General features: G+C 45.8%; 16 protein-coding genes and 1 riboswitch. Of the genes, 5 read left to right on the top strand and 11 right to left on the bottom strand.

The genetic code is table 11. The features are described 5' to 3' along the window. The first annotated feature begins 294 nt into the window (after positions 1–294). Positions 295–459: a hypothetical protein gene (locus tag BLR82_RS21045; protein ID WP_175486796.1), complete on the top strand. Its 165-nt coding sequence runs from the start codon at positions 295–297 to the stop codon at positions 457–459. Positions 460–729: 270 nt separating this feature from the next. Here BLR82_RS21045 and rlmN read toward each other — a convergent pair whose 3' ends face one another. From rlmN to BLR82_RS11650, 5 genes are all read right to left on the bottom strand, one after another. Beyond that, on the bottom strand, positions 730–1,806 hold the full coding sequence (gene rlmN, locus BLR82_RS11670; protein ID WP_074599544.1) for a dual-specificity RNA methyltransferase RlmN: 1,077 nt from the start codon (positions 1,804–1,806) through the stop codon (positions 730–732). Between the two features lie 205 nt (positions 1,807–2,011). Next, the gene (locus BLR82_RS11665) at positions 2,012–2,893 is read right to left on the bottom strand and encodes a metal ABC transporter permease (RefSeq protein ID WP_074599542.1); all 882 of its coding nucleotides are present in this window, start codon (positions 2,891–2,893) and stop codon (positions 2,012–2,014) included. After that, positions 2,890–3,765 carry a metal ABC transporter permease gene (locus tag BLR82_RS11660; protein ID WP_074599540.1) on the bottom strand — a complete coding sequence of 292 codons (876 nt, stop codon included), beginning with the start codon at positions 3,763–3,765 and terminating at the stop codon, positions 2,890–2,892. Before BLR82_RS11660 ends, BLR82_RS11665 begins: the two co-directional genes overlap by 4 nt. Further along, a complete protein-coding gene (locus BLR82_RS11655; protein WP_074599538.1) occupies positions 3,762–4,508 on the bottom strand; it encodes a metal ABC transporter ATP-binding protein in 747 nt (248 codons plus the stop codon). The genes BLR82_RS11660 and BLR82_RS11655 overlap by 4 nt, the downstream gene beginning before the upstream one ends. Before the next feature lie 10 nt (positions 4,509–4,518). Continuing rightward, on the bottom strand, positions 4,519–5,454 hold the full coding sequence (locus tag BLR82_RS11650) for a metal ABC transporter solute-binding protein, Zn/Mn family (RefSeq protein ID WP_342721515.1): 936 nt from the start codon (positions 5,452–5,454) through the stop codon (positions 4,519–4,521). A gap of 267 nt (positions 5,455–5,721) precedes the next feature. On the opposite strand from BLR82_RS11650, the gene BLR82_RS11645 reads away from it, so the two are divergent. Together BLR82_RS11645 and BLR82_RS11640 are read left to right on the top strand one after the other, a co-directional pair. Continuing rightward, positions 5,722–6,963 (top strand): dicarboxylate/amino acid:cation symporter, encoded by a 1,242-nt coding sequence (locus tag BLR82_RS11645; protein ID WP_074599536.1) that lies wholly within the window; start codon positions 5,722–5,724, stop codon positions 6,961–6,963. A gap of 130 nt (positions 6,964–7,093) precedes the next feature. Further along, positions 7,094–8,143 carry an NAD(P)H-dependent flavin oxidoreductase gene (locus tag BLR82_RS11640; protein WP_074599534.1) on the top strand — a complete coding sequence of 350 codons (1,050 nt, stop codon included), beginning with the start codon at positions 7,094–7,096 and terminating at the stop codon, positions 8,141–8,143. A gap of 24 nt (positions 8,144–8,167) precedes the next feature. Here BLR82_RS11640 and BLR82_RS11635 read toward each other — a convergent pair whose 3' ends face one another. Beyond that, on the bottom strand, positions 8,168–9,010 hold the full coding sequence (locus tag BLR82_RS11635) for an aldo/keto reductase (protein WP_074600062.1): 843 nt from the start codon (positions 9,008–9,010) through the stop codon (positions 8,168–8,170). Positions 9,011–9,054: 44 nt separating this feature from the next. Continuing rightward, positions 9,055–10,266, bottom strand: a complete 1,212-nt coding sequence (locus tag BLR82_RS11630) for an MFS transporter (protein ID WP_074599532.1) — start codon at positions 10,264–10,266, stop codon at positions 9,055–9,057. Between the two features lie 162 nt (positions 10,267–10,428). Here BLR82_RS11630 and BLR82_RS11625 point away from each other — a divergent pair, with 162 nt between their 5' ends. Then, on the top strand, positions 10,429–10,791 hold the full coding sequence (locus BLR82_RS11625; protein WP_074599530.1) for a winged helix-turn-helix transcriptional regulator: 363 nt from the start codon (positions 10,429–10,431) through the stop codon (positions 10,789–10,791). 376 nt (positions 10,792–11,167) lie between these two features. Further along, positions 11,168–11,482 carry a hypothetical protein gene (locus tag BLR82_RS11620; protein ID WP_026568808.1) on the top strand — a complete coding sequence of 105 codons (315 nt, stop codon included), beginning with the start codon at positions 11,168–11,170 and terminating at the stop codon, positions 11,480–11,482. Positions 11,483–11,619: 137 nt separating this feature from the next. Here the strand turns inward: BLR82_RS11620 and BLR82_RS11615 are convergent, their stop codons facing one another. The 4 genes from BLR82_RS11615 to BLR82_RS11600 form a co-directional block, all read right to left on the bottom strand. After that, on the bottom strand, positions 11,620–11,808 hold the full coding sequence (locus tag BLR82_RS11615) for an anti-repressor SinI family protein (RefSeq protein WP_074599528.1): 189 nt from the start codon (positions 11,806–11,808) through the stop codon (positions 11,620–11,622). Between the two features lie 30 nt (positions 11,809–11,838). After that, positions 11,839–11,925: riboswitch (cyclic di-GMP riboswitch) on the bottom strand. Positions 11,926–12,137: 212 nt separating this feature from the next. Continuing rightward, positions 12,138–13,694, bottom strand: a complete 1,557-nt coding sequence (locus BLR82_RS11610; protein WP_074599526.1) for an alpha/beta hydrolase — start codon at positions 13,692–13,694, stop codon at positions 12,138–12,140. Positions 13,695–14,002: 308 nt separating this feature from the next. After that, a complete protein-coding gene (locus tag BLR82_RS11605; RefSeq protein ID WP_074599524.1) occupies positions 14,003–14,254 on the bottom strand; it encodes a hypothetical protein in 252 nt (83 codons plus the stop codon). A 132-nt stretch (positions 14,255–14,386) separates the two neighbouring features. After that, complete coding sequence (locus BLR82_RS11600) at positions 14,387–15,823, bottom strand: carbon starvation CstA family protein (RefSeq protein WP_074599522.1); 1,437 nt, start codon at positions 15,821–15,823, stop codon at positions 14,387–14,389. Positions 15,824–15,841 lie beyond the last annotated feature (18 nt).

The following is a 15,841-nucleotide window of genomic DNA, read 5'->3' as shown; positions in this document are numbered from 1 at the left end:
AGTCGCACTAAATTAGGCTTACTTAAATAGGAATTATTTTGTAACCCTAATCAAAAAGAGTAATTTATTTAGAAAAATCTGTTAACATATAAGAAAGTGAAATGGGATTCCGTTTCGAGGGAAGGGATAGAAAACATGAAATATCTTTTCAACCTGCCTTGCGGCAATGAGCAGTACGGTATTTACTGTAACTGGTCAGGGAGCTACCGGAATAAGCGTGGAATTATTGTGGCTACTGCCTAGGGGCATACTTTAGTAAACCAAAGTTTACCAGGCACAAGGGGGAGATGATTTTTGAGAAAAAATAAGCGCAGAAAAGCGGACAACCGAATGGAAAAATGGGATGTTCTTGAATTTTTGACTTGGATCCCGGAAATCTTCACGTTTCCTGTCCGTTTGGTTGCTTGGTTGGTAAAAGGGATAGGCAGGCTAATCGGCAGCATTTTTGACTGGGTCTAAATCCATTAACGACTTTCTACTTGGATGAGGACCTTTTCGACCCTTATCTACTCATCTTAAACTTCCTAGCCGGGAAAAAGGCCCTTATTTCCCGTTCACCAGCCGCATTCTAATCTTCATCAACCAGATGAATAGTTTTTGCCATTTCTCTGCCATCCATTACTATTCGTCAATTGTCTGAAGGGCACTTCGCGTTCCTTTCTATCTCGATTCCAGTACTTTTGCTGTCTGGAAAAGGAAGAACCCGCCGGATTCGGCGGGTTCTTCCTTTTAGACAGTCGCTTTCGCTTTGTCTTTCTTGATTTGTTTGCTTCGCAATTGTCCGCAGGCGGCATCGATATCGGAGCCTTGTTCAACGCGGACGCCGCAATTGATGCCTTGATCCATTAACGTTTCATAAAAATCGAGGATGGCCTGTTTGGTGCTGCGTTGGTATTGGTTGTGTTCATCAACCGGATTGTACGGGATGAGATTGACGTAGGATAAATGGCGTTTATCCTTCAATAATCTGGCAAGCTCCAACGCCTCTTCCTTATGGTCGTTGACATCCCTTAACAGGATATACTCGAAGGTGATCCTGCGATTCGTCTTTTCAAGATAATAATCGACAGCAGGCATCAGTTTTTCCAACGGGAATGCCTTGTTGATTTTCATGATTTTTGTGCGCAACTCGTTATTCGGAGCGTGCAGGGAAACAGCCAGATTGATTTGAATGTCTTCATCCGCAAAGTCATAGATCCGATGGGCGAGCCCGCTTGTAGAAACAGTGATATGTCTCGCCCCGATGGAAAGCCCCTTCTGGTCATTGACCACCCGGAAGAAGTCCATCATATTCGTATAGTTATCGAACGGCTCGCCGATACCCATGACGACAATGTGGCTGACCCTTTCATCCTTGCCTGCCCCATCTAAATGATGCTGGACATTCATGATCTGTTCGACAATTTCGCCACTGGAAAGGTCGCGATTCTTCCGCAGCAAGCCGCTGGCACAGAACGTACAACCGATATTACATCCAACCTGCGTGGTCACACAGACAGAAAGTCCATAATTGAACCGCATCAATACCGTTTCAATTAGATTTCCGTCCTGCAGCTCGAACAGGAACTTGATTGTCCCGTCTTTTGATTCCTGCTTGATTGCCTGTTTCAATGTCTGCACGACAAAGTGCTCCTCCAGCAATTCAATGCAGTCCTGATTCAAGTTTTTCATATCTTTAAAAGCGGTAACCCGTTTTTTATATAACCAATCCCAAACCTGCTTGGCACGGAACCTTTTCTGGCCATGCTCGGTTAGCCAGGACGTCAGTTGATCGAAAGTTAATCCATAAATGGATTGTTTGTTCATTTGTTACCCTCATTTCAGTAGGTTTCCTTAATTTTTTCCTATACCCATACTACTGAATGTATCGCCATGTAGCAAGTCCCGGTTGCGCGATCCTAACACTTTAAAGCATCAAAGCTCCGTTTCCCCTACCGTTCCGGATACAAAATTGGTTGATATTGCCGAATAAGACCGGGGGACGAACTCCCAGTCTCCACGTCCACATCACCTACGAGTTAGCAGCCAAACGCCTTTGCTTAGCCTTTTTCATTAACCAGCCGTGTTTCGGACTGAAAAGAAATGCCGCCAAAAACAAGAGGCCTGTCGCACTTGCCATCGCACCGGCAATCGAGACATTCCAATACACTGCTGCTCCATAGCCAATCATAGCAGAAAGAATGCCGACCACACCGCTTATTAACAGCAATGTGATGAAGCGATCCGTCAACAAATAGGCAGTTGCACCTGGAACGATCAACATGGCAACAACCAAAATGGCACCAACGCTGTCAAAGGAAGCAACAGTCGATAGAGAGACCATCCCCATCAGCAAGTAGTGGACAAAAGCGACCGGTACACCGATCAACTTAGCATATTGCGGGTCAAAGGTGGAAATTTTAATTTCTTTATAAAAAACGGCAATCAGTATCAGATTAAGAACCAAGACGGTTCCCAGCATCCATACAGCAACTGGTCCGTAGCTCTCTCCTTTGATTTGCAATGTATCCCAAGGCACAAATGCAATTTCTCCCATCAAAGCATGTTTTGTATCCAGGTGCACCTGGTCACCGATAAAAGAGATTAACACAACTCCCAACGCAAAAAGCGATGTGAAAACAACGCCGATGGCTGCGTCGGACTGTATCCCGGATCGGTGCAAGGATTCCACGAAAAATGCGGTTGCCAGTCCTACAACCGCCGCGCCGATCAGCATGGGCAGGCCATTTAGCGACTGGCTGACAAAGAAGGCCCCGACAATTCCCAACAACACCGTATGACTGATGGCATCCGCGATCATCGACATCTTTTTAAGCATCAAAAGGACGCCGCTCATCCCACACGTGACACCGACCAAACAACCGGTGAGAATAATCCAAAGTGTATAATTCATAGCAGCTTCACCATCCTTGGGAGCATTCCTTTTTTACTGCCGAACAAAAAGGATAGGAAAAAAATAAACGATGCACTTAATACCATCATCGGACCGGTCGGCAAGTGGTCGATGGTTGTACTCAGAATAGCCCCGGAAATGCCGGAAACCGCACCGAAGCTTCCCCCTAAAAAGGCCATGACTCCCAGCTGCTCCGTCCAAAAGCGTGCTGCAAGCGGCGGTGTGATCAACAGTGCAGCAATCAAGACCACTCCCACCATTTGAATCCCGATAACCACGACGAGCAGAACCATGCTGAACAGCAAACTGTCGAGCAGTCGAACGGGAAGGCCGATTCCTTTTGCGAATGCCGGGTCGAATACCACTGTTTTGAATTCTTTAAAAAACAATGCCGCAATCATAGTTAAGATTAGAGAACCTATCGTAATCACTTGGACATCACTTTTGACCAGGGAAGCTGCCTGACCGAATATAAAGGTATCCAGGCCTGCCTTGCTTCCCCCGAAGTGTTGTTGGATGTAGGTCAACAAGACAATTCCGAAACCAAAAAAGACGGAAATGACGATTCCGATCGCTGCATCTGTTTTTATTCTCGACCGGTGAATGATCAGTTGAATCGCCTGGGTTGCCAACAATCCTGTCAACGCTGCGCCAATCAAAAATAACGGAATCGACTTTACCTGGAAGAGGATATACATGATACAAACCCCCGGTAAAGTGGCATGAGCCATGGCATCGCTGATCAGGCTTTGTTTCCTCAACAAGACAAAACTGCCGATGGTTCCACTGGCGAAGCCGAGTAGCAAACTGCCTGTCAACACCCACTCCGTATTGGCGTCAAATCCTAACACCGAGAAGAAATCCACTTTCATCGCCCTCCCGCTGGTGTTGTTTTTTGTAGGAAGGCGATACTGCCTCCATATGTTTTTTCCAAGTTGTCGATTGTAAAAACAGATTGAGTCGGCCCGCAGTCGACTGGGCGCTTGTTCAATAGCAAGACATGATCGAAGTAATCCTCTACGGTCGACAAATCATGGTGAACCACCAATACGGTTTTTCCCTGTCGTTTCCAATTCTTCATCAGTTGAATGATCGCCTTCTCGGTAGCAGCATCTACTCCGGCAAATGGTTCATCCATAAAATAGATGCTTGCATCCTGGGCAAGAGCACGCGCGAGAAATACACGCTGTTGCTGTCCGCCTGACAGCTGGCTGATTTGACGTTTTGCGAAACCCTCCATTCCGACTTTCTCCAGACAGGCTCTCGCCCATTTAATATCCTTGTTATTTGCACGTTTAAACCAGCCAATCTGCCTATACCGCCCCATCAGGACGATATCAAGCGCATTGGTAGGGAAATCCCAGTCCACTTCGCTCCGCTGTGGGACATAGCCAATCAACTGTTTCTGGTTTTTATAAGGCTGATCAAAAACCTCAACGGTTCCACTACGGACAGGGATTAACTGAAGGGCTGCTTTGATCAGCGTTGACTTCCCTGCTCCGTTCGGCCCGATAACCCCGGTCAACGAGCCTTCCGGTATCGAAAAAGAAACGTTTTCCAATGCCGGCTGCTTATCATACACCACTGTCATACCGCTAACTGTTATTGCATCCATGGTTCCCACCTCATTTCAAAGATTCCACGATGGTATCGATGTTGTGTCGGTACATCCCCAGATAGGTACCCTCGACTGTTCCTTCTTCGCCCATAGCATCTGAATAAAGTTCTCCGCCGATTTTGACTTCATGCCCCGCTTCCCCGGCCCCTTCGACCACTGCATTGATTGATCTTTCAGAAACGCTGCTCTCCACAAAAACTGCTTTAATATTGCGTTCCGCCAATACATCGATAATCCGCTGGATATCGGTCAAGCCATAATCCGATTCTGTGCTAAGTCCCTGAAGACCGATCACTTCGAAGCCAAAAGCATTACCGAAATAGTTAAAGGCATCATGCGCGGTTACCAAAACCCTGCTCTCTTCAGGTATCTCCATTATGCGTTCCTGTGCATAGTCCTCTAATTCTGTTAAATCTTTTAGATAATCCACTGTGTTCCGCTCATAAGCGGTCTCATTATCTGGGTCGATTTCAATCAATTCGTCCCGTATCGCCTCCGCAGCCTGCTTCCAAATAGCAATATCAAACCAAACATGCGGATCAATAATGCCCGGATTCTGAGGGTCCGTCAATAATTGGTCTTCCGGTATTCCTTTCGCAACAGCAACAGTAGGCTTCTTCTGCCGCATTTCTCTAAAGATTTCTCCCATCTGCCCTTCTAAATGCAGCCCATTGTAAAAAATGATATCCGCTTGATCCAATTTCTTGATATCCCCCTGGACCGCGTTGTATAAGTGTGGATCATCGCCAGGACCCATCAAGCTCTCCACCTCTACGTTATCACCTCCGATATGAGCTGCCACATCACCGATTTGGGCTATCGTGGTCACTACCTTAACCTTTTCTTCTCCACTTCCAACAGCATCCTGTCCAGCCGAACAACCGAACAACACCACCATCAATACACCCAAAAACACTACCGGAGTCCACTTCAAATTTCCCACCTCCACTAATTTTTCCCAAGGGCAAATTTAACTCTAAAAAAACGCCTTTGCCTGTTTTTCATTAATAACAAAAAGTTTACCTAATCCAAATTATATGCATGAAGGAAATATTGTCAACTACTTAGATCTTCATTTTTTCGTTAAAAAGCGACATTTGCAAGCAAAGCAGGGCTTTTGACTCCATTCTATATGTCTTGTATGTTATTAACGTAAATTCCCAGTAATCTACTAGGAGTAATAATAGAATCCAAACAAAGGAGTCATTTGATGAAAAAAATATGGAGAGTCTACCTTGATACATCCTTGATTGTTAAAATAACCACTGCTCTTATACTCGGCGTCATAACCGGCCTTCTTTTTGGCAATGAGGCTTCCATATTAGAACCGCTTGGCGATTTGTTGATCCGTCTGCTTAAATTTCTGATTATTCCTTTAGTATTGTTTACGCTGATGGTAGGCATTAATCAAGCGGAAACCGGCAGTCTCGGAAGGATGGGCGGGAAAGTGTTCCTTTACTACATTGTTTCCTCTGCCTTTGCCATTATCATCGGTGTTACTATCGCCAGCGTTTTCCAGCCGGGTACCGGGATGACCCTGGGAAACAGTGAAGCGGTCGAGGTTCCGGACAACCCAGGCGTGACAAGTGTCTTGCTGAATATCGTTCCGGACAATATAGCCACGGCTTTTACGGATTTAAATCTGCTCGGAATCATATTTACTGCTTTTGCCTTCGGGATCGCCATTTCTTCTCTTCGTTCTTCAGAAAGCTATGCGGAACTGGGGGAAAGTGTCTACAAAGTCATCAACGGATTGAATGAAGCAACACTGACCATCATGAAGGTGATCCTTCAATACGTTCCGATTGGTATTTTTGCGATTGTCGCAAACACGGTCGGCAGCCAGGGGATCGATACGTTACTTGAGCTGGGCAATATGGTTGCCGTTCTTTATATCGCTTTAATAGCTCAAGTCCTTCTCTATGTCGTTTTCCTACTTCTGGCCAAGTTCAACCCGGGGCGCTTTTTCTCCCAGGCCCGGACTCCGATGCTGACCGCGTTCGCCACCCAAAGCAGTTCAGGTACGTTACCGTTGACCTTGAACGCCGCGGATAATTTAGGGCTGTCACGCAGCCTCTACGGCTTCAGCCTGCCGCTTGGAGCAACAATCAACATGGACGGTGCAGCCATCCGAATCGCCGTTTCTGCAGTTTTTGCGGCCAATATAATCGGTGACCCGCTCAGCTTCACGGATATGCTGCAGGTTGTATTGATCGGCACCCTCGCCTCGATCGGCACGGCAGGAGTCCCCGGGGCCGGGATTATCATGATTGCCACGGTTTTCGCCCAGCTGAACCTGCCGATGGAAGCAGTCGGCCTGCTGACAGCCATCGATGCCCTTGTCGGGATGGGCTGTACTGCCCTCAATGTCACTGGCGACCTGGTCGGCACCTCGATTATTGACAAAACGGAAGCAAGAAAACCGAAACCAGCTAAAACTGCAAATGAATAATGATTGTAATGGCACCCTGTCTACGCTTGTTGTGGACAGGCTTTTTGTTGTCAGACTCTCTTTATTGAAGGAATTCCCCTTCAAACAGAGAAGTATTAGATGAACCGTTTTAAAAAACAGGAGGATTACAATGAGACTATCATCCTTTTCTAAGCATCCGATCATACAAGCACCAATGGCCGGCGGAACGGCAAACCCGACTTTAGCAGCGGCGGTTTGCAATGCCGGCGGGCTTGGCTTTCTTGCTGCCGGGTACAAGACTGGCCAGGAAGTGCGGGAGGAAATCAAACAAACCCGAAAACTTACGAGCCAAGCTTTTGGGGTAAACCTGTTTGTTCCAAGCGAGGATACAGTAGCGTCGACAACACTCGATGACTATGCGGGCAGACTGGAACACACAGCTAAGCGGTTAGCTGTCTCCCCCGGTGATGCCAAAAACGATGACGACGACTGGGAGACCAAGCTTGAAGTAATGATTGACGAGCACATCCCGATTGTCAGTTTCACCTTTGGCTGCCCTGCTCCGAGCGTCCTGGACAGATTGAAACAAAGCGGCAGCTATGTCATCGTAACCGTCACTTCGCCTGAGGAGGCCACGGAAGCTGCTCAAGCAGGAGCAGATGCCTTGTGTTTGCAAGGAATTGAAGCCGGCGGCCACCGAAGTTCATTTCAAAACAACAATGAGACAGAAGACTTTTCGCTCCTCCCTTTACTGCGTCTGGTCAAGCAGCAGGTAGATCTTCCCTTGATCGCCGCAGGAGGCATCATGCACGGACAAGATATAGCTGCTTTGCTGATAGCGGGGGCGGAAGCGGTCCAGTTGGGTACTGCCTTTTTGCGTTGTCCGGAGAGCGGTGCAAAGCCCCTGCATAAACAGGCACTTGCAGACAACCGTTTCTCGGGAACAACTGTCACCCGAGCGTTTACCGGCAGGCGAGCCCGTGGACTGAAAAATGCCTTTATCCAGCAAAATGACGAAGCTGCACCTGCAGCCTACCCTTTTGTCCACTACATGACCAAGCCGATTCGAAAAGCTGCAGCAGAGGCGAAAGACTTGGAAGCAATGGCGTTATGGGCTGGACAAGGCTATCAGATGGCCCTGGATTTACCGGCAGCGGAAATCGTTTCAAGATTGGTGGAGCAGCAGCACGAAGCACTTCAGGCGCAAAAAAGGCTATAGACACATGTCTATAGCCTTTCTTCATTAAAAGTCAAAAGTGTCCGGGTCTGGTCCTACCCGGTGGTTTTCGTTCAGATTATCAATTTGTTCGGTATCTTCTTTTGTCAGTTCAAAATCGAAAAGATCGGCATTCGCCTTGATCCGGTGTGCTTTCGTCGACTTAGGGATAACGACGATTTGCTGCTGCAAGTCCCAACGCAGAATAACCTGTGCCGTGGACTTATTATATTTTGCCGCGATTTCCAGCAACACTGGATGATCCAGAATCTGTCCCTGCATAAGCGGCGACCAGGCCTCCAGCTGGATATCATGCTGCTGGCAAAAGGCTAAAAGTTCCTTCTGTGTCAACTTCGGATGCCGTTCAACCTGATTGATTACCGGTTTGATGATTGCGTCTTTGATTAATTCCTCCAGATGGTGGATTTGAAAATTGCTGACACCAATCGAGCGAATGCGGTCCTTTTTATAAAGTGTCTCGAGAGCACTCCATACCTGTTTATATTTGCTATTTCCCGGCCAGTGGATCAAATACAGGTCCAAATAGTCCAGCCCCAGCTTTTCCAGACTCGTTTCAAATGCTTGAAGCGTCCCCTCATAATCCAAATGGTCGTTCCATACTTTCGATGTGACAAACAAATCTTCACGGCGGATACCGGCAGCTTTTATTCCTTCCTTGATTCCTTGTCCGACGCCTGCTTCATTCCCATATATGGCGGCCGTGTCTATACTACGATAGCCTTCTATGATGGCTGTTTTGACAGCCTCCACCAGTTCCGACCCTTCTTCCACTTTAAATACGCCAAGCCCGAGCCAAGGCATTTTTGCCCCGTTGTTCAATGTTGTCACTGCTTGTAAATGGTTTGTCATCTTTAATTCCTCCTGTTTTATCAAAAATAATTGATTAATAATACTCAACAAGCTTCTTCCTGTACGATTTGCTCCACACGATCTTTTTTCTCCAAGGCCCTGCTCCATACGGTAAGCAGAACAGCGGCGGTTACCATCAATCCGCCAAGCCAGCCAGTATGAATCAGTCCGATGGAGTCGGTTATGATTCCTCCCATATAGGAGCCAATCGCAATTCCGGCATTGAAGGCGGCAATATTTATGGCGGATGCCACATCGACTGCACTTGGCACAAAACGTTCCGCCAACATGACAACGTACACCTGCAGCCCGGGAACATTCATAAACGCAAACAAGCCCATTAATATGATCGTCGCCAGTCCGGCCACTTTGAACGGAGCGGTAAATGTCAACGTGAATAACACGATTGCCTGAATGATGAACATAAACAGCAAAGCTGTAATCGGATTTTTGTTGGACAGTTTCCCGCCGATCATGTTTCCAACAGCTATTGCCAGACCATAGACAAGCAGCAGTACCGCCACAGTCCCTTGTTTAAATCCGGTTATATCCTGCAGCAATGGAGATAAATAAGTGAAAACGACAAACGTACCTCCATAGCCCAAAGCCGTAATCACAAAGACAAGCAGCAATCTGCCGTTCGTCACCAGTTTCACCTGATCGGCAAAAGATGTCCTGGCACTCGTCTTCAAATTAGCCGGAACTAAAATACTGTTGGCGATAAAGGCAATTACTCCTATCAGGACAATCGCCATAAAGGAGAGTCTCCATCCAAACTGCTGACCCAAAAATGTACCGAACGGAACACCAGTCACCGTCGCGACGGTAAGCCCGGTAAACATGACCGAGATAGCACTGGCCCTGCGGTTTTCCGGTACCAGGTTAGCGGCAATAGTCGATCCTATCGACATGAACACGCCGTGAGAAAATGCCGATAGCACTCGGGCTGCAAGCAGTACCCCGACACTTGTGGCACTTGCCGCAATACTGTTTCCGATAATAAAAACAACCATGATCCAGAGCAACAGTGATTTACGTGACATGGATGCGGTCACTGACGTCAACACCGGTGCCCCGAAGGTCACTCCCAAGGCATATAACGATACGGTCAATCCTGCTGTCGTGACAGAAACATGCAAATCCTCCGAAATTAGCGGCAGGAGACCGACACTGATGAATTCCGTAGTCCCGATGGCAAAGGCACTTACCGCCAAAGCCAACAAAGCTAATACACTACGCTTTTTTTCTATTGTCATGGATATTTTCCTCCTCTTGAATTTGAATAATGATGGCTATCATTGCCGGCAAATGTTATTATGGTACACAGAAACAAAAATAGGAAGTACGTACTTTAAAGTGATATAGGAACCATAAAGTAATGTAGGTACTTTTTAGTGCCTATGGAAGGAGAAAATACAATGAGAAAAAAGAAGTATAATATATCGGTAGAAGCAACATTAGAAGTGATCGGGGGCAAATGGAAATGCGTGATCCTTTGCCACCTTACCCATGGAAAAAAGCGGACAAGCGAGCTGAAGCGCTTGATGCCGAATATCACCCAAAAAATGCTGACACAGCAGCTTCGAGAATTAGAAGAGGACGGCGTGATCAACCGGATTATTTACAACCAAGTGCCGCCGAAAGTCGAATATGAATTGAGTGACTACGGAAAAAGCCTGGAAGGGATTCTCGACGCACTGTGTGCCTGGGGGGATCAGCATATCACCAAGGTGTATGGAGACAAAACAGAGGTGTTGGAAGAAAGCGTATTGAACAGGTAAAACAAAGACAGGCTTGGTGTTATCAGGCCTGTCTTTTTTATGCCCTTCCTTAGTTATTTCTTATTAATCCTTAAATATGATAAATCATTATTGATTGGCTGAGCATTAAGCTAAAAGCGAGTCGGCTTTGATAATACGTGGCAAATCTGGTTACTTGTTCACGAAACTTTGAAAACATTTATGCTTCCGACGCATGCTCAATTGGCCTTTTGGCGAAAAAAACATCCTCCTGTCGAAAATAATTGTTAACAGAATAGGTATTTTGTAGTATTATTAGAAAAAATAGAGTACAGTTTGCCGGATTCATAGTTCTTTTTTCTTATTTGGTTTTTCTCATTCTTACTCTATTTTTAAAAAATCGAAAGGAGGAGTTGGAATGAAAGTAACACTGCAAAATGAAGCGGGTTTAACAAAAGTAGTAAAGGTTGGGTTTAGCTGGACTACTTTCTTTTTTGGATTTTTCCCGGCCTTATTCCGCGGGGACTTAAAATGGGCGGCGATTATGTTCATAATTGAGGCCATTCTTGGTTCTTTCACATTAGGTATTGGGGCTTGGATAAGCGGGGTAGTTTTTTCCTTTGTCTATAACAAAATCTACATAAAAGAGCTTATCGAGAAGGGCTACAAGCCTGCCGATGAGGCAGCCAAAGCACAATTAGAGCAAAAACAAATCCTTTCTCCGACAGCTTAATAATTTCGAGTGGCTTCAGTGGAGAAAGCAAGATAAAAACGCTTGGATACATTCATATATCCAAGCGTTTATTTGTTAACTACCGTGATAGCCGGATTTTACGTTCCTTATGAACGGACATGTTCAGCACTAAGTTATCAGGACTCTCCGGTTTGTTCCACCTTGCGTTGCTCCTGTTTGGAGATCAACGCATAATACGTGACATTCCGCTTAAACTGGCCTTGATTCTCTAAAAACTCCTGCAACTCCTCTATCCCAATTCCCAGCTCCTTCGCTTCTACCATCAAGTCTACCCATTCCTGATCAAGCTTTTCATAAACGTTCACGATAATTCCCTCCCAAAATACATAAGTATTTCAGGCGGCCCAGCCGTCATTATTGTTTCCAATAGAAGACCTGTGGCTTTGCGTCCCTATCTTTCAATAGGTTTGCCCTTATCTGAGTTTTTCCGGCAAGAAGCATGAATGAGAATCCCAGCCTTCGTTTTTTCTAACCCCATTTTACTAGATGACTCATTACACCTTCATTACATAGCCCGCTAAAAAGGGGAAATGAAGCAAAGTTGTTAAAGAAATTTTATAAATGATTACAAAAGACCAGGTTGATGGAAATGTCCTCTGACAGACAAAAACCACCAACAGCAATTAAGATTTCCTCATTTGAAATTGTTTTTGTAGGCATTGCGATGTTCATTCAGATACAATATTCTGCCGTTCAACTCTTCGTCTTCACCATAGTAGGAACAGTACAATTCCAGATAGAAAGCGGCGGATTTATAATCCCTTTTATCCTCAAACCAGTCAGCTAAAAATAAGGCCATTTCTGCCCGCTGCTTCTCAATCCAACTGCGCATTTCGAGAAACCAGTCCTCATATAATCCAGGCATCATGTTTTCACTTTGCTCAGACAGCAGCTGTTTAAATCTTGACGCCTTTTCATCATCGCCTTTCAAGCGATTTGCCAGCCGGATTGAATCAAGGAGACTTTGTAGATCGGATTTTAGTTTTGCCTGGAGAAAAACATGCTCCCTGTCCGTAATTAATATTGGATCATCATAGGCAAAACCGTTTCTTTCCAACAACTGTTTCAAATGATGCAATGCTACACGCAGACGATTCCTGGCGTTACCCAAATCGGCCTCTGGCCAGAATATATCGCAAAGTTCCTCTCTGGTTGCTGATTGTTGAATGCTCAAATAGATTAGAAGCTGCTTCGCCTTCCTTTTTCCCCACCCTTCAAATAATCGATTACCGTTCAAATAAACAGAAAAGCCATGGATAGTATTTACCAAGAGGATGTTACCTTGTCCGGGTTTTTTCGTATCCTGCTCCATCAACCCTCTTATTTCGGAATACAATTCTGATGTGAGGTGTTTTTGATAGTCATGCTCTAACAGACTGATAGAAGAAGAGGAGTTACGATGTTTCTGGATAAAACCGCCAATCCAGTCAGCAACCAATTTGGGCTGGTCCATCTGAATCATGAATGCCGCCTCTGGCACGGTATAACACCGTGCGTTCGGATTAAAGTTCAGGATAGCGCTGGATAATTCAGGAGGGAATATAACATCCTCTGAACCGGACAAGATCAGAATGGGAACCTTTATCCTTCGTAGACTTTCTACCCCCTCAGGGCCAAAACCGGTATGGAACAATTCAAAGTAGACCTCCGGTGATACTTTTTTGTAAGCGTTCAGCAGTGTGGATGCCTTTGCTTCTGTAGGTATGTAGCAGGCCTTATCGACGATTTCTTTCCCCATGGCCAGCATGTTTTCCTGTCCATCAACCATATACTTCCTCTGACTGACGACCTTGTCCCCCATCTGTTTTGGATAATGAATCGGTACACTGAACAATATCACGGTTCTTAATTGGCCAGGCTGCTGTCCCGCTATTTTTACGCCGACGAATCCACCCAATCCCTGTCCGATCAAATGATAAGTTTCTATCGATAATTCCTTCATCAGGAAGAGAAGATCCCCAGTTAAAACATCGATGTTTCTTTTTTCTATGCCTGCATCACTTTCTCCATGCCCCCGCAAATCATAGCGCAAAATATGATAATGTTTACGAAAATATGGAATGACAAAGTCCCATGAGTACATATCCAATCCGATTCCATGAATAAGAATCAAAGTTTCATTAGCGAACGGGTCTTCCGATTTAATCCATTGGTAATGGATGATTAAATCATCTCGTTTCATCCAGGACATTCGACCACCTCCTGCTTGGTAGACTGTGTAAAAATGACTAAATTTTCTTTCTACTATAATTCGCCAAAAGTGCGGATACTCCTTCATTCTCTGGCGGAGTCATGCGCTTAAACCATATCTTGAGGAGGAAAATTATAGAGCATGCGAGAAACTGCCAGTTTATGGTATGCACGAAAAGACAGCCTTAGAACCAGCAACAAGCAGGTGATCCACGAAAACAAAGGTTAGTGCAAATGAGCCATGTCGCTCGCTTATTTACCGAACGGAATAAAACGGAGTTGGGTTTCACAAAAACGGGTCGGCTGGATTCAGTTTCTATATTCTAAGGCCTCCAGCAAGTCTTTTGCCATCCGCTTTTTATCTCTTATAGCCCTTTCTTCCTCCTCCAGCCTTTCATATAGTGCCAGCAAGCTGTCTGTAATTCCACGGATTAATTGATCAAATCCACATCCGTTCATTTGCTTTCGATCAACAATCCATTGAATCTCATTTAATGAAAGGCCTAATTCCTTCATTTCCCGGATTGCCTCAAAATCCTTTTCTTGTCGGTGTCCATACAATAGCCGGCTATCTTGCCAGTCTGGGCCGAGCTATCATTTTAAAATGCCGACGGGATTCAATGGGATATCAAACCTGCCGATTATGATGGAAACAAAGCGCCTTCCAGGTATAATTCCGGAAGGCGCTTTTTCTCAGGCAAGATTGTATTGGGCACTTTTTTGCTTGATACTGCGGTATTTGATGATCTGGCTGGCGTACCACAGGATGACAACAAAGGTAAGCGAAAACCCGATAATGGCAGACAGCTGGTAACCAAGGTTCAAGCCTTCGGGCGCATAAAAGATATACATGCAGACAACTCCTGTCATAAAAACAGCCGGAATGCCGCAAATCCAATGCAGCTTGAAGTTCTTCAGCAAATACAAGGTGCCAGTCCATAGCATCACGGTCGCCACGACCTGGTTAGTCCAGCCTACATACCTCCATAAAAAGGTGTAATCGATCGTAGCCAGGAAAAATGCCGGGATAGAAATCGGAATCGTCACAAGTAGTACTTTCCACTTGCTGTCCATCTGATAAAATTTAGACAAAACATCCGTAGCAATCATCCTCGATGAACGGAGCGCCGTATCGCCGGTCGTTATCGGCAGGATGATAACTCCGAAGATGGCAAGAATCCCACCGATCGTGCCTAATAACGAGGTGGATATTTCATTGACGACTCCGGATGGACCGCCTGCAGCTAAGGCTTCCGAAAGGCCTGCTGTTCCGTTGAAGAAAGTCATACCGGCAGCTGCCCAGATCAACGCGATTACCCCTTCCATAATCATCGCGCCATAAAAGATTTTTCGTCCATCCGATTCCTTTTTCATCGTACAGGCCATAATCGGACTTTGGGTACAATGAAATCCGGAAATCGCTCCGCAAGAAATGGTGACCATCAGCAACGGCCATATTGGCAGATCCCCTGGATGGAGATTCGCCACTGTCAGGTTTGGCATCGGTTTGCCGGATACGATGGTACCAATCGCAACAGCCACCGCCATGATAAGCAAAATCGCTCCAAGCAAGGGATAAATTTTACCGATAATCCGATTGACCGGGAGGACAGTCGCCAAGAAAAAATAACCGAAGATAATGATCAAGGCAACCATGAAGCTAAGTGGCGTAATTTGTGAAATTAACTGGGCAGGCCCCGCTGTGAATGCGGCCGCAACCAGCAGCATCAGTACGAGCGAAAGACCGTTAATAAACGCCTTCGCCGGTTTTCCTAAGTAACGGCCTACCAGAGACGGAAACTGTGCTCCATTATGACGAAGCGACATCATGCCGGAAAAATAGTCGTGTACCGCTCCGGCAAAAACACTGCCAATTACGATCCATATAAATGCCACCGGCCCATAAAGGGCCCCCGCTACCGCCCCGTAAATCGGACCGAGTCCGGCGATGTTCAATAGCTGGATAAGATTCCCCTTCCACCAGCTCATCGGTACAAAATCCAGATTGTCCCGCTTGGTATAAGCAGGAGTAGGTGTTTGATCATTGATTCCAAAAATCCGTTCTACAAATTTTCCATAGAATACATAACCGAGAATAAGTAAGATGAGTGCCGCGAAAAATGTTACCATTGCCAATCCTCCTGTTGA

This window comes from Sediminibacillus halophilus, from assembly GCF_900103695.1.
In the GTDB taxonomy this organism is placed as follows: domain Bacteria; phylum Bacillota; class Bacilli; order Bacillales; family Amphibacillaceae; genus Sediminibacillus; species Sediminibacillus halophilus.
The sequence above is the reverse complement of the archived record's forward strand: the minus strand, read 5'-3'. Positions and strand labels throughout refer to the sequence as shown.